The sequence below is a fragment of the Rathayibacter sp. AY1F6 genome (assembly GCF_002932035.1).
Classification (GTDB): Bacteria; Actinomycetota; Actinomycetes; order Actinomycetales; family Microbacteriaceae; genus Rathayibacter.
Map to the genome: position 1 here is coordinate 1 of NZ_PSVD01000010.1, position 14,084 is coordinate 14,084.

Genomic DNA, 14,084 nt, shown 5'->3' on the forward strand with positions numbered 1-14,084 from the left:
GGCTCCTCGCTTCTTCCCGGCGGACGGGCCATGGGCGGGTGCCTCCTCGATCGCGGCGGGGGAAGTGGAGCGGCCCCGGCGCCCGCACCGAGGTGCTGGGCTCCGGGGCCGGTCCGGCGTGCCGAGACTACGCGGAGAAGCGCGGGAAGGCGGAGCGACCCGCGTAGGTCGCCGCACCTCCCAGGATCTCCTCGATGCGCAGCAGCTGGTTGTACTTCGCGACGCGGTCCGAGCGGGCCGGGGCGCCGGTCTTGATCTGGCCGCCGTCCACCGCGACCGCGAGGTCGGCGATGGTGGTGTCCTCGGTCTCGCCGGAGCGGTGCGAGAGGATCGCGGTCATGCCGTTGCGCTGGGCCAGGGCCACGGCGTCGAGCGTCTCGGTGAGCGTGCCGATCTGGTTCACCTTGACCAGGATCGAGTTGCCGGCCTTCTCGGCGATGCCGCGGGCGAGGCGCACCGGGTTGGTGACGTACAGGTCGTCTCCGACGAGCTGCACCTTGTCGCCGATGGCCGCGGTGAGGTGGGTCCAGCCGGCCCAGTCGTCCTCGTCCAGCGGGTCCTCGATCGAGACCAGCGGGTAGTTGGCGACGAGGTCGGCGTAGTAGGAGGAGAGCTCCTCGGCCGAGAGCTTCTTGCCCTCGAACGTGTAGGCGCCGTCCTCGTAGAACTCCGAGGAGGCGACGTCGAGCGCGAGCCCGATGTCCTTGCCGGGGGTGAAGCCGGCGGCCTCGACGGCCTTGAGGATGAAGTCGAGCGCCTCGCGGTTGGTGGGCAGGTCGGGGGCGAAGCCGCCCTCGTCGCCGAGGCCGGTGGCGAAGCCGGCCTTCTTCAGCTGCGCCTTGAGCGCGTGGTAGATCTCGACGCCCCAGCGCAGGCCCTCGGAGAAGGACTCGGCGCCCAGCGGGACGGCCATGAACTCCTGGATGTCGACGCCGGTGTCGGCGTGCGCGCCTCCGTTGATGATGTTCATCAGCGGCACGGGCAGGGTGTGCGCGTTCGGGCCGCCGACGTAGCGGAACAGGTCGAGGTCCGACGACTGCGCGGCCGCCTTGGCCACGGCGAGGCTGACGCCGAGGATCGCGTTCGCGCCCAGGCGGGACTTGTTCTCGGTGCCGTCGAGCTCGATCAGCTCGGCGTCGACGAGGCGCTGGTCGGTGGCGTCGAAGCCCTCGATGGCCGGGCCGATCTCGTCGATGACGGCGTCGACGGCCTTCTGCACGCCCTTGCCGAGGTAGCGGTCGGAGTCGCCGTCGCGGAGCTCGTACGCCTCGAACGCGCCGGTGGAGGCGCCGGACGGGACGGCCGCTCGCGAGGACGCGCCGTCCTCGAGCAGGACCTCGACCTCGACCGTGGGGTTGCCACGGGAGTCCAGAATTTCTCGGGCGACGACTGCCTCGATAAGGGCCACAACTATCTCCTCTTGACGGGTGGGCTCCCGGAGACGGGAGCGGTCGGGAAGGAGTCTACTGACCGCCTCCGAAGCGCAGGAGACCGCAGCCGGTCGTAGACTCCCAGGGCCCGATCGCCGGACGGCCCGGGCGCACCCGCCGACCCGGAGGTTCCCCGTGACCACGACCGCCGCCGACCACGTCGACCGTCTCACCGCCGTCGTCCCGGACTTCCCGAGCCCGGGCATCCTGTTCCGCGACCTCACGCCGGTCTTCGGCGACGGCGAGGCCCTGCGGGCGGTGGCCGACGCGCTGATCGAGCCCTACCGCGGCCGGATCGACGCGATCGCGGGCGTGGAGGCGCGCGGCTTCCTGCTCGCCGCAGCGGCCGCCTACTCGGCCGGTCTCGGCGTCGTCACCATCCGCAAGCCCGGCAAGCTCCCGCGGGCCGTGCTGCGCGAGCAGGCGACCCTCGAGTACGGCGAGACGATGCTGGAGGTGCACGAGGACGCGGCGCCCCGCGGCTCGCGGCTGCTGCTGGTCGACGACGTGCTGGCGACCGGGGGCACGCTCGACGCGAGCCGCCGCCTGATCGAGCGCGCAGGGTGGAGCCTCGAGGGGATCGCGGTGGTCATGGAGCTCGACGGGCTCGGCGGCCGCGAGGTGCTGGCCGGCCACCGCGTCGACGCGATCGTCACCGTCTGACCCGGCCCCGTCGCTCCGCTCCCCCTGCCCTCCCCCTTCCCGCGAGACACCACCGGGGTATGCGACCCACCGTGCGAGCCGCACTCGAGTGGCGTCCCGCGGAAGGGGGAAGCGACGGGGTCAGGTGAGGGAGAGGGACATCCGGGAGAGGACGAAGGTCTCGAGCACCTGCACGAGCATGTAGAGCACGAGCGAGACGCCGGTCACGAGCACGACCGCCGACCAGACGTCCGCGAACCGGGCCTGGGCGGACCAGGCGTTGATCGCCCCGCCGATGCCCGCACCGGTGGAGAGCCACTCGGCGAGCAGCGCGCCCGTGATCGCTCCGGGCACCGAGATGCGGATCGCGGCGAAGAGCGAGGGCAGCGAGCCGGGGATGGCCACCTTGCGGATCGCGGTGAGAGTGCTGCCGCCGTAGACCGCGACCACGTCGAGCATCTGCGGGGAGGCGTTGTTGAGGCCGAAGGCGATCGTCACCAGCGCGGGGAACAGGACGACGATCCCGCCGATGACCGCGACCGAGGCGATCGAGCCGGTCCCGAAGACCAGGATGATCAGCGGCGCCATCGCGATCAGCGGCACCGAGCGCAGCAGCATCGCGAACGGCATCAGCGCGTGCTCGATGCCCTTCGACAGGCGGAACAGGATCGCGCCGAGGATCGCCACGACCAGGCCGGCCGCGAAGCCGATCAGTGCGTCGCCCATGGTCACGGCGAAGAGGCCGCCCAGCTCGGCGCGGTGCTCCGCGGCCTTCGCATCGGTCACCAGGTGCTGCCAGACGTCCCACGGGCCCTTGACCACGTAGGGCGAGACCCCGCTGAAGAGGACCACGCCGATCCAGATCGCCAGCACGATCACGATCGTCGACAGGGCGACGAGCAGGCTCTTGCGCAGGCTCTTGAGGGTCGCGCCGAGGGCGGCCGTGCGCAGCTGGCGCCGCAGCTCGTCGACCGCGAGGATCGACGTGGCCGTGGACTGCTCCGTGCGGTCGGGAACGGTGGTCGTCATGGTCATGCCCGCTTTCCGGAGGACCAGGGCGCGATGAGGCGCCCGATCAGTCCGACGATGCCGTAGCCGAGGAGCGCGACGCCCGCGCAGAGGAGGAAGAGCGCCCAGACGCGGGGCGAGTTCAGCGAGACCTGCGCTGCGACCAGGATCGGGCCCACGCCCGTCTCGATCTTGCCGAAGTACTCGCCGAGGATCGCGCCGAGGAAGGCCGCGGGCACCGCGATCTGCAGCGCCGACAGGATGTTGGGCAGCGCCGCGATCAGGCGGACCTTGCGCAGCTGAGTGAAGCGCGAGCCCCCGTAGACCGTGACGACGTCGAGCGCCGCCTTGTCGGCCGCCTTAAGCCCGAGCAGGCTGCCGACGACCGTGGTGAAGAACACCGAGAGGCCGGCCAGGAAGATCGCCGTCGCGCTCGCCTTCCCGGGAGCGTCCGCACCGCCGAGGATCAGCAGCACGATCGCTCCGATGGCGACGATCGGCACGCAGTAGGTGATGACCGCGAGCTGCGAGACGACCCCCTCCAGCCAGGGCAGGACCAGCACGAGCGCCGAGAGCACGAGCGCGAGGAGGTTGCCCCAGAAGTAGCCGACGGCCGCCTCGCCGATCGTGACGGAGAAGTTGCGCCAGTAGAAGCCGGCGCCGTCCTCCATCGCGGTCTGCACGACCTGCACGGGAGTGGGGACGGGCGCGTAGGTCGCGGCGCCGGTGGGCGCGGTGACGAGCGCCACGATCCACCAGACGGCGACGATCGCGGCGACGCCGATCAGCCCGGTGAGCCACGGAGGCAGGGACCGGGCGCGGCGCGGGGCCGCGGGGAGCGTGGTGGCCACGATGCCTCCTAGACGCGGTCGTCCGCGGCCGCGCCGCCGTCGCCGAACAGCAGCTCGGAGGCCTGGTCGACGTAGGCGTGGAACTCGGGGGTGCGCTGCATCTCGGGGGTGCGCGGGCGGGGCAGGTCGATGTCGATGATCTCCTTCACCCGTCCCGGGCGCGGGCTCATCACCGCGACGCGGTCCGAGAGGAAGATCGCCTCCGAGATGCCGTGCGTGACGAGGAGCGTCGTGGCGGGCTTCTCGGTCCAGATCCGCAGCAGCTCGAGGTTGAGCTTCTGCCGCGTCATGTCGTCGAGGGCGCCGAACGGCTCGTCGAGCAGCAGGACCTCGGGCTTGAGGATCAGGCACCGCGCGATCGACACGCGCTGGCGCATGCCCCCCGAGAGCTGGGCCGGCTTGGCCTTCTCGAAGCCGCGGAGGCCGACGAGGTCGATCAGCTCGTCGATGTAGGACTGGTCGACGCTCTTGCCCGCGATCTCGAACGGCAGGCGGATGTTCGCCATGACGCTGCGCCACGGCAGGAGCGCGTGGTCCTGGAAGGCGATGCCGAGCTTGTTGTCGCGGCGCAGCTCCTGGGGGGTCCGGCCGTCGACCCGGATGGAGCCGGACGTCGGCTCCTCCAGCCCCGCGAGGATGCGCAGGATGGTCGACTTGCCGCACCCCGACGGGCCGAGCAGGGCGAGGAAGCTGCCCTGGTCGGTGTGGAGGTCGGTGTCCTGCAGCGCCGCGACGCTGCGCGAGCCCATCCGGAACGTCTTCGACAGGCCGTGGATCTGGATGCCGGTGCCGCCGGCACCCTGGTCGCGCAGGGTGCCGGCGTCGGTCGTGTCGGTCACGAGTGGTGCCCTTCGTGGATCAGGATCAGGCCGCGTACTTCATCAGCTCGGGGTTCTCCTCGTAGACCTCGTCGAGGAGGGTCAGATCGAAGAGGTCCTCGGCCGTGACGTCGATCCCCGCGCCCGCGAGGGACGCGATGGTCTCGGACTGCAGCGTCTCGGAGATGGTGAAGAGGCCGTTCGAGACCGTCTCGTCCGAGACGACCAGCTCCTCGGCCTGGATGGTGGCGCCCTTCTTGGAGGACTCCTCGTCGAGGCCGAGGTCCTTGCCGTAGTTCTCGACGGCGAGCATCGCGCCCGCCTCCGGGTCGTTGACCGCGTCGGTCCAGCCCTTGATCTCGGCGACGAGGAACGCCTTCAGAGCGTCGCGCTTCTCGGCGATCGCCTGCTCCGACACCGAGAAGGTCTCGGCGACGAAGGGGAGGCCGTTGTCGGCGAAGGGCAGGTTGACGACCTCGTAGCCCTCGGCCGCGACCGTGATGGCCTCGTTCGTCAGGTAGGCGATGAAGCCGTCGACGGTGCCGTTGACGAGCACGGAGGGGTCGTACTCGACGGGGACGACCGTGAGGTCGGACTCGGAGAGGCCGTTCGCGGCGAGCAGCGCCTGGAACAGGGAGGTGTTCGAGGCCTGGACGCCGATCTTCTTCCCGGCGAGGTCGGCCGGAGTGGCGATGTTGCCGGCGGTCTTGATCGAGAGGACCGTGAAGGGGTTCTTCTGGTAGGTCGCGCCGATGATCTTGAGCGGGGCCTCCTGCTGGGCGATCGCGGTGCCGATCGAGACGGCGTCGCTGAGCGCGACGTCCGCGCTGCCCGAGAGGAGCTCGGCCACGCCCGTCGAGGGGCCGGGGGTGAGCGTCACTCCCGCGAGGCCGGCCTCGGTGAAGTAGCCCTTCGAGTCGGCGAAGAACTCGCCCGCGAACTCCTCGTTCTTGATCCAGGAGAGCTGGACCTTGAGGGTGCCGAGGTCGCCGCCGTCCGCAGCGGACGCGCCGGAGGAGTCGGAGGCGCAGGAGGCGAGGACGGAGGCGCCGCCGATCGCGAGGCCGGCGACACCCGCCAGGCGGAGGAGGCTGCGGCGGTCGAAGGCCGGGAGGGAGCGGAGGGGCGACAGGGTCAAGGGGACTCCTCGGGTGGGGATCGTCAGGGCTGCTGCGGTGCGGTGCGCGGGGTCGCGACGGGGTGCCCGTGCAGGCGCGCCAAGCCGCGCCGATCGGGTGCCTCGACGCTATCCGGGGGAGATTTCTCGGGTGTGTCCGCAGATTTCGCGGGTATTAAGGCTCTCACGGATCCGACAAGGTTCCGACCAGATCGACACGATCCCCTGACGGATCGGCTGAGACCCAGTTCAGGCCCGACAGGACGGCCCCGGCCCCTCCCGCGGGCGCGGCTCAGCGCAGGCAGCCGGCGACGCTCACCCGGCGCCGCCGGCGCGGCTCAGCCGAGGTCCTTGAAGGAGAGGTCGGCGGCGGAGGCGGCGTCCCGCGGAACGAGCGCGAAGCGCGTGAAGCCCGCGGCGGCCGCGCGGTCCAGCAGCGGGGTGAGGTTCTTCGCCCGGCGCTCGAGGCGCACGCGCGAGCCCCGGGCGATCAGCTCCTGCTTGAGCGCGAGCAGCATCTCGGGCGCCGCGTCGCGCTCGTGGACGAGGACGACGGCGTCGGGACGCTCGACGACGGCACCGCCGATCAGCTCGACGATCCGCTCGAAGCCGATCGAGAAGCCGCAGGCCGGCACGTCCTGACCGAGGAAGCGGCCGATCATCCCGTCGTACCGCCCGCCTCCGCCGACCGAGGAGCCCGAGGACGGGTGCGCGATCTCGAAGATCGTGCCGGTGTAGTAGCCCATGCCCCGCACGAGCGTCGGGTCGAAGCGGAGCGAGACGCCGGCGGGCAGCGAGCGCAGCGACCGGGCCAGCGTCTCGAGCGCGAGCACCGCCTCCGGGTCGATGCCCTCGGGCAGCACGTCGAGGATCGCGGACTGCTCGAGCGCCACTCCCCCGGCGGCGACCGCCTGCTCGATCCGCGCGAGGTAGCCCCCGAGGACCGCGGCCGCGTCCGGCCCGTCGGCCTCGAGCTCGGCGACGACTCCGGTGGCGCCGATCTTGTCGAGCTTGTCGATCGAGATCAGCGCCGGGCCGAAGCGCTCGGGGGCGAAGCCGCAGTGCTCGAGGATGCCGGTGAGGATGCGGCGGTCGTTGATCCGGATGGTGCACTCCTCGAGGCCCAGCGCGTCGAGCGCCGCCGCGGTCGCCGTGATGAGCTCGACCTCGGCCAGCTGCCCGGGCTCGCCGATGATGTCGATGTCGCACTGCACGAACTGGCGGTACCGCCCCTTCTGCGGGCGCTCGGCGCGCCACACCGGCGCGATCTGCACCGACCGGAAGACGGCCGGCAGCTCGGCGCGGTGCGAGGCGTAGAAGCGGGCGAGCGGCACCGTGAGGTCGAAGCGCAGGCCGAGGTCGGCGAGGGCGGACGCGTCGTCGACCGCCGCCAGGTCGTCGCGGGTGAGCCCGCGGCGCAGGACGCTGAAGGCGAGCTTCTCGTTGTCGCCGCCGAGCCCGGAGTGGAGGCGGTCGAAGTCCTCGACCACGGGCGTCTCGATCTCGTCGAACCCGTGGGAGGCGTACACGCGGCGGATGACGCCGAGCGCGTGCTCGCGCTTCGCCTTGTCGGCGGGGAGGAAGTCGCGCATGCCGCGGGGCGGGGTGATCGGGGAGGCCATGACGGCGATTCTCCCAGATCGGCCGGGGCGGGCCGGCGGACGCCTCAGTCCGCGCGCCGCTCCTGCTCCACCGCGCGGATCTCGTCCTGCAGGTCGCGCGTCGCCGTGCGGAGCGCGCGCTCGGCGTCGAGCCCCTGGGCGCGGGCGGAGGCGACGATGGCCAGCAGCAGCGGGCCGAGGTCCTCCTCCGACTCGATGGGCAGAGGGCCCTGGCCGGCGTCCACGACGCCCAGCGAGGTCGCCTTGCCGATCACCTTGTCGGCGAGCGCGAGGGCGGGCATGCCCTGCGGGATCCCGTCGAGCACGCTGGTGCGGTGCGGCTTCTCGGTGCGCTTGAGCTCGTCCCACACCGCGATGACGTCGTCGGCCGTCTCGGCCGTGGCGTCGCCGAAGACGTGCGGGTGGCGGCCGATCATCTTGGCGTTCATGTGCGCCGCGACGTCCTCGATGGTGAAGGGCTCGGCGCTCTCGGCCGCCAGGTCGGCGTGGAAGAGCACCTGGTAGAGGACGTCGCCGAGCTCCTCGATCAGGTCGGCCCGGTCCCCCGCCTCGATGGCGTCGACGAGCTCGTGCGACTCCTCGATCAGGTAGCGCACGAGCGACTCGTGGGTCTGCTCGGCGTCCCACGGGCAGCCGCCCGGGGCGCGGAGGACGTGGACGGTGCGGATGAGCTCGTCGAGCCGGGGATGCGCGGTCACCCCGCCATCCTCGCATCCGGTCCGGCCGCCTCCGCGGACATCGGGGCGGCGCGGGCGCCCGGGAGCCTCAGGCCCGCGCGAGACGCCGCCGCGCGACGAGGAGGCAGCCGCCGGCGACGAGCGGCACCGCGGCGAGGAGGCCGGATGACGCCGCGACGGACACCGCGATCGAGGCGCTGACCAGTGCACCCGCCAGGTTCCAGAGGACCACCGCGACTCCCGCGCCGTCCCCGATCGGGAGCGGCACCGGGCTGAGCAGCTGCGGCGGCAGCGGACCCCGGGTCGCGTCCATCGCCCGCGCGGCGACGGCGGCGACGGCGGTCGCGGCGGCCACCGGCACCGCCGCGCCCGGGAGCAGCAGCGAGGCGGCGAGGGCGCCGAGCACCGCGACTCCGACCGCGAGCACCAGAGGGAGCACGGCGTGCAGGAGGAGCAGCTCGAACGGACCGGGGGCGAGGAGCGCCGGCTGCCCCGCTGTCGCGGCGGCGTGGCGGAAGCCGTCGCTCCAGACGCCGGCGCCGAGGTAGGCGAGCACGCCCGCCGCGGCGGCCGGGAGTGCGAGGAGGGAGGACGGCACGACCGCGGCGAGCACGGCGGCGGCGCCGGCAACGGCCAGGGCGACGACCGCGACCGCTGAGCGGCCGGGAGTGCGCAGCGCGCCGATCGCGTCGCGCACCGGCACCGCGAGGGCGAACGGGGAGAGGCGGACCGCTCGGAGCCCCCGCCCGATCGCCGGGAGGGCGCGGTACCCGTCGAGCGACTCGGCGAGGTCGCCCGTCGCTCCGAGCCGGGTGGTCGCCGACCACTGCCGGGCCTGGGCGAGGAGGCGAGGCCCGCGCGCGGCGTCGAGCAGCCGGGGCGCCGCGGCCAGGAGGACCGCGGCCGACGCGAGCAGCACGGTCGCGGCGCGCACCTCCTCCGCTCCGCTCACGGCTGAGGCGAGGAGGCCGCCCGGCGTGGGCGCACCGGGCAGGAGGGCCCCGAGGACCGCGAGGGAGGCGAGGAGGCCCGCCGCGAGCGCGGGGAGGCGCGAGGGGAGGCACTGACCGGCGAGCCAGGCGACGGCGACGAGGCCGGCGAACGCGGCGCCGCCGGCGACGGCCGCGAGGAGCGGCGCGGAGGCGGCGAGGGCGAGGAGCGACGCGACGGCGGAGCAGCACGCCACGAGACCGGCCGACGCCCGGACCACGGGTCGGCGGAGCACCGACCAGCGGCGCAGATCGGTCGCGAGCAGCACGGCCGTGGTGTGCGGCTCGCCCACCGCGGGTCCGCGCACCCGGCCCAGGAGCACGGCGGCGGGCAGGGCGAGACCCGCGGCGAGGGCGATCAGCGGCTCCGGCACGGCTCCCGCCTCGGCAGCGAGGAGCGCGAGGGCCCGGGCGACGGGGAGGACGACGACGAGGACGGTCATCGCGGCGAGGTAGCCCGCGTAGGTGCGCGGACTCGGCGGAGCCGCGGCGCGGTGCCGGTGCAGAGCCCGCACCTCGGCGACGCGAGCCCTCTCCGCGCGCGTCACGCCCGCTCCAGCTCGACGACCCGCGCGCCCAGACCCTGGATCAGCACAGGGCTGTGGGTCGCGACGACGAGTGCCCGGGACGCGGCTGCGCGCCGCAGGACTTCCGCCACCAGCGGCACCCGCTCGACGTCGAGCCGCTGCTCCGGCTCGTCGAGCAGCAGCACCGCGGAGGGACGGGCCAGCACGAGCGCGAGGGAGAACAGCTGCGTCTGCCCGGAGGAGAGCTCGTGCGGGAAGCGGCGGGCGAGCGGAGCGAGCGCGAGCGCGTCGAGACCAGCCGCGGCCTCGCGGCGGGCGTCGGCGACCGGCGCCCCCCACGAGACGGCCACCATCGCGAGGTGCTCCTCGAGGGTCAGATCCCGCTCGAAGGGCGGGGTGCCGATCAGGGCGGCGACGGCGCGGCGGTGGGCGGCGGAGCGCTCCTCCGGGGCGCGCCCGGCCACCGCCACGACTCCCTCGCTCGGAGCGGTGAGGCCGGCGATCACCCGCAGGAGCGTGGTCTTGCCGGTGCCGTTGCGGCCCGTCACCGCGACGCCCTCCCCCGCCTCCACCTCGAGCGAGCACGGGGCGAGCAGCTCGACCCCCGAGGCGCGCACCGCGACCCCGCGGACGGCGACCAGCGGGCCGGCGAGCGGCTCCGGCTCACGGGGACGTCGGGCGGCGAGGAGCGGCATGCCCTCCATCCTGCCAGCGGGCCCTCCCGCAGCGGCGACGGCCGCCGGAGCGGAGCGGCGCTCCACCGGGGAGCGCCGCCCCGAGGACCTCAGACGGTGACCGGCTCCGGGAACAGCGAGTCCAGGAGCGACGCCACCCACTGGATGAGCGCCCGGTCGCCGAGCGGGACGCCGTCGAGCACGGGCATCGGCACGACGACCGCGTCGGCCTGCTGCAGGTACTTCGCGGTCGGGTACATCCGGCGCAGGCGCACCTGGATCGAGTCGGGCAGGTGAGCGGGAGCCACGCGGACGTTCGAGCCCATCGCGACCACGTCGCTGAGGCCCGCCTTCTGCGCGCGCATCCGCAGCCTCGACACCAGGATGAGGTTCTCGACCGCCTCGGGCAGCTCACCGTAGCGGTCGGTCAGCTCCTCGACCACGAGGTCGATGCTCCCCTCCTTCGCCGTCGGCGACGACGCGGCCGACAGCTTCTGGTACGCCTCCAGGCGCAGCCGCTCGCTGTCGACGTACTCCTCCGGGATGCGCGCGTCGACGGGCAGCTCGAGCCGCAGCTCCGTCTGCCCCTCGGCGACCTCGCCGCGGAAGGTGTCGACGGCCTCGCCGATCATCCGCAGGTAGAGGTCGAATCCCACGCCCTGGATGTGCCCGGACTGCTCGCCGCCGAGGAGGTTGCCCGCACCGCGGATCTCGAGGTCCTTCAGCGCGATCTGCATGCCGCCGCCGAGGTCCGAGTTGGCGGCCAGGGTCTGCAGCCGGTCGTGCGCGGTCTCGCTCAGCGGCTTCGTCTCGTCGTAGAGGAGGTAGGCGTAGGCGCGCTCGCGGCCGCGGCCGACCCGCCCGCGCAGCTGGTGCAGCTGCGAGAGACCGTACTTGTCGGCGCGGTCGACGATCAGCGTGTTGGCGTTCGGGATGTCGAGGCCGGTCTCGACGATCGTCGTCGACACCAGGACGTCGAACTTGCGCTCCCAGAAGTCGACGATGATCCGCTCGAGCTGCGACTCGCTGAGCTTGCCGTGCGCGACCGCGATCCGCGCCTCGGGCACCAGCTCGGCGAGCTGCGAGGCGACGCGGTTGATCGTCGAGACGCGGTTGTGCACGAAGAACACCTGGCCCTCGCGCAGGAGCTCCCGGCGGATCGCGGCCGACACCTGCTTCTCGGAGTAAGGGCCGACGAAGGTGAGGATCGGGTGGCGCTCCTCCGGCGGGGTCGCGAGGGTCGACATCTCGCGGATGCCGGTCACCGCCATCTCGAGCGTCCGCGGGATGGGCGTGGCGCTCATCGAGAGGATGTCGACGTTCTTCTTCAGCGCCTTGAGCTTGTCCTTGTGCTCGACGCCGAAGCGCTGCTCCTCGTCGATCACGAGCAGGCCGAGGTCCTTGAAGACGATGTTGTCGCTGAGGAGCCGGTGGGTCGCGATGACCATGTCGACGGTGCCGTCGGCCAGGCCCTCGATCGTCTCCTTCGACTCCTTCGCGCTCTGGAACCGGCTGAGCGCCCGCAGGTGGACGGGGAAGCCGGCGAAGCGCTCCTGGAACGTCTCGAGGTGCTGGCGGACGAGCAGCGTGGTCGGCACGAGCATCGCGACCTGCTTCCCGTCCTGGATCGCCTTGAACGCGGCGCGCACGGCGACCTCGGTCTTGCCGAAGCCGACGTCGCCCGAGAGCAGGCGGTCCATCGGGATCGGCCGCTCCATGTCGGCCTTGACCTCGTCGATGACGGTGAGCTGGTCGGGGGTCTCGGCGAACGGGAACGCCTCCTCCAGCTCGCGCTGCCAGGGGGTGTCCGGCGGGAACGCGTGCCCGCGGGAGGCCATCCGGGCGGAGTAGAGCTTCACGAGCTCGACCGCGATGTCGCGGACCGCGCGGCGGGCCTTGCTCTTGGCCTGCGCCCAGTCGCTTCCGCCCATCTTGCTCAGCGCCGGAGCCTCGCCGCCGACGTAGCGGGAGAGCAGGTCGAGCTGGTCCGTGGGGACGAGCAGCTTGTCGCCGGGGAAGCCGCGCTTGCTGGGGGCGTACTCGAGCACCAGGTACTCGCGGCGGGTCTTGATCGCGTTGCGGCCCCCGCTGGAGACCTCGCGCTGAGAGAGCTCCACGAACCGGCCGATGCCGTGCGTGGCGTGCACCACGAAGTCGCCGGGCGTGAGCTGCAGCGGGTCGACGACGTTCTTGCGGCGCGACGCGAGCTTCTTCACCGCGCGGGAGTCGTAGCCGACGGTGCGGCCGTAGAACTCCGTGTCGGTGAGCAGGGCGAGCTTCGCCTCCTCCACCTCGAAGCCGTGATCGACGGAGGCCTGCACCACGTAGGCCAGGCCCGTCTCGAGCCCGGCGGGGAGGTCGGCGACGATGCGGGCGGCGACCTCGTGCTCGGCGAGGACCTGGTCGGTGCGCTCGACCGTGCCGGTGCCGGGCGCGGTCAGGACCACGGTCCAGCCGTCGGCCAGGCGCGCGCGGACGTGGGCGAGGGCGCCCTCGACGCTCGCTCCGAAGCCGGGGACCGGCTCGCCCTCGACGCGGACGGCGAGAATCTCGTCGATCCCGAGCTCCTCCGGCAGCACCTCGGCCTCGCCCGCGGCGGGGCCCTGGCGGAACGTGCTCATCGTCCACCAGGGGTGGTCGGGAGCGTCGGCGCCCGGGGCGCTGAGCTTCACGGAGTCGCGGAGCGCGCCGAGCGAGATGAACTCGCCCGAGGCGAGGTCGATGGGGGCCTCGGCGCCGGCGGTCGCCGCGCTCCAGGCCGCCTGCAGGAACTCGCGGTTCGTCTCGGCGAGGCTGATCGCCCGCGTCGCCACGCGCTCGGGGGCGAGGACCGCGACGGCCGCACCGTAGGGAAGGTAGTGCGAGATCGGGACCAGCCGCTCCAGCAGCGCGGGGGCGAGCGACTCCATCCCCTCGACCGGGATGCCCTCGGCGATCTTCGCGAGCATCGCCGACAGGCTCGGGAACTCGTGCAGCATCTCGCGGGCCCGCTGCCTCACCGCGGGCACCAGCAGCAGCTCGCGGCTCGGCGGGAGGACCACCGAGTCGGCCTCGCCCGGGAGCGAGCGCTGATCGGCCACGGAGAAGCCGCGGATGGAGTCGACCTCGTCGCCGAAGAAGTCCACTCGGCTCGGATGCTCGGCCACCGCGGGGAAGACGTCGAGGATGCCACCGCGCACGGCGAACTCGCCGCGGCGCGTGACCATGTCGACCCGGGCGTAGGCCAGGTCGACCAGCTCGGCCGAGATGCGGCCGAGGTCGTAGCCGCGGGCGCCCTTCACGAGTCGGATCGGCTCGATGTCGGCGAGGTTGTCGGCGACCGGCTGCAGCGCCGCGCGCACGGAGGCGACCACCACGAGGGGCCGCTCGCCGGACCACTGCTTCATCCGCCGCAGCGCGTCCAGGCGCCGCCCCACGATCTCGGCGCTCGGGCTGAGGCGCTCGTGCGGCAGCGTCTCCCAGGCCGGGAACTCGACCACGTCCGCGTCCGGCAGCATGCAGCCGAGGGAGGCGCGCACGTTCTCGGAGTCGCGGCCCGTGGCCGTGACCACCAGCGCCGCCTGCGGGCGTCCCGCCTCCGCGCGCCTCTCGATCAGGCCCGCGAGCAGGGGGACCCGGAGGCCGTCGGCCACCGAGAAGTCGGCGTCCCGCACCGCGTACGCGAGAGCATCGTCGAACGTGGAGGCGCGCGACAGCGCCGAGATGATCTCGTTGAGGGGCACGGGTCCA

Annotated in this window: 11 protein-coding genes; 1 reads left to right on the top strand and 10 read right to left on the bottom strand. The window is 73.0% G+C overall.

Annotated features, from left to right (window positions below; translation table 11 throughout):
- Positions 1–127 precede the first annotated feature (127 nt).
- Positions 128–1,408, bottom strand: coding sequence for a phosphopyruvate hydratase (eno, locus tag C5C44_RS09945; RefSeq protein WP_104222361.1), 1,281 nt, complete (start codon positions 1,406–1,408; stop codon positions 128–130).
- 157 nt (positions 1,409–1,565) lie between these two features.
- Here eno and C5C44_RS09950 point away from each other — a divergent pair, with 157 nt between their 5' ends.
- The gene (locus tag C5C44_RS09950) at positions 1,566–2,093 is read left to right on the top strand and encodes an adenine phosphoribosyltransferase (protein WP_104222360.1); all 528 of its coding nucleotides are present in this window, start codon (positions 1,566–1,568) and stop codon (positions 2,091–2,093) included.
- A 120-nt stretch (positions 2,094–2,213) separates the two neighbouring features.
- On the opposite strand, the gene C5C44_RS09955 is transcribed toward C5C44_RS09950, so the two are convergent.
- From C5C44_RS09955 to mfd, 9 genes are all read right to left on the bottom strand, one after another.
- Positions 2,214–3,101: an ABC transporter permease gene (locus C5C44_RS09955; RefSeq protein WP_244230660.1), complete on the bottom strand. Its 888-nt coding sequence runs from the start codon at positions 3,099–3,101 to the stop codon at positions 2,214–2,216.
- 2 nt (positions 3,102–3,103) lie between these two features.
- Positions 3,104–3,931 (bottom strand): ABC transporter permease, encoded by an 828-nt coding sequence (locus C5C44_RS09960; RefSeq protein WP_104319413.1) that lies wholly within the window; start codon positions 3,929–3,931, stop codon positions 3,104–3,106.
- A gap of 8 nt (positions 3,932–3,939) precedes the next feature.
- Positions 3,940–4,680 carry an ABC transporter ATP-binding protein gene (locus C5C44_RS09965; protein WP_104222373.1) on the bottom strand — a complete coding sequence of 247 codons (741 nt, stop codon included), beginning with the start codon at positions 4,678–4,680 and terminating at the stop codon, positions 3,940–3,942.
- A 115-nt stretch (positions 4,681–4,795) separates the two neighbouring features.
- The gene (locus C5C44_RS09970; protein ID WP_258066712.1) at positions 4,796–5,887 is read right to left on the bottom strand and encodes an ABC transporter substrate-binding protein; all 1,092 of its coding nucleotides are present in this window, start codon (positions 5,885–5,887) and stop codon (positions 4,796–4,798) included.
- A 317-nt stretch (positions 5,888–6,204) separates the two neighbouring features.
- Positions 6,205–7,488, bottom strand: a complete 1,284-nt coding sequence (gene hisS, locus C5C44_RS09975) for a histidine--tRNA ligase (RefSeq protein WP_104248104.1) — start codon at positions 7,486–7,488, stop codon at positions 6,205–6,207.
- Positions 7,489–7,532: 44 nt separating this feature from the next.
- A complete protein-coding gene (locus C5C44_RS09980; protein ID WP_104222356.1) occupies positions 7,533–8,186 on the bottom strand; it encodes a MazG family protein in 654 nt (217 codons plus the stop codon).
- Between the two features lie 67 nt (positions 8,187–8,253).
- The gene (locus C5C44_RS09985) at positions 8,254–9,702 is read right to left on the bottom strand and encodes a hypothetical protein (protein WP_104324662.1); all 1,449 of its coding nucleotides are present in this window, start codon (positions 9,700–9,702) and stop codon (positions 8,254–8,256) included.
- Positions 9,699–10,376 (bottom strand): ATP-binding cassette domain-containing protein, encoded by a 678-nt coding sequence (locus C5C44_RS09990; RefSeq protein ID WP_104272839.1) that lies wholly within the window; start codon positions 10,374–10,376, stop codon positions 9,699–9,701. Before C5C44_RS09990 ends, C5C44_RS09985 begins: the two co-directional genes overlap by 4 nt.
- An 89-nt stretch (positions 10,377–10,465) precedes the next feature.
- A complete protein-coding gene (gene mfd / locus C5C44_RS09995; RefSeq protein ID WP_104335780.1) occupies positions 10,466–14,077 on the bottom strand; it encodes a transcription-repair coupling factor in 3,612 nt (1,203 codons plus the stop codon).
- Positions 14,078–14,084 lie beyond the last annotated feature (7 nt).